The organism is Belnapia sp. AC561, assembly GCF_979252845.1.
In genome coordinates, this window is the sequence record NZ_CEEDBP010000475.1 from 1 (window position 1) to 238 (window position 238).

Consider the following 238-nt stretch of genomic DNA (forward strand, 5'->3'; position numbering starts at 1 on the left):
TCTTTCTCCTTTTCCGCATTAAATATTTCTTCTTTCACGATAACGTATTGCTTATAAAAAGCCAGCGATTCGTCGTATTTTTTAAATTTATCATAGGCTTCACTCAACGCTAAATTCGTGTCTCTTTCCAGATCTAATAACTTATTTTGCTGAGCAATATTTAATGCCTGTGTAAGTAGCTTTACTGCATTCACATAATCGCGTTGGTGCATGTAAAAATCACCTAAAGCTTTCAGGC

The 238-nt window shown here is 34.9% G+C and carries 1 protein-coding gene; it reads right to left on the minus strand.

The genetic code is table 11. The features are described 5' to 3' along the window. A partial coding sequence (locus AC0IW9_RS31910; protein ID WP_471652289.1) for a hypothetical protein occupies positions 1 to 212 on the minus strand: 212 nt, incomplete at its 3' end. Positions 213 to 238: the final 26 nt, after the last annotated feature.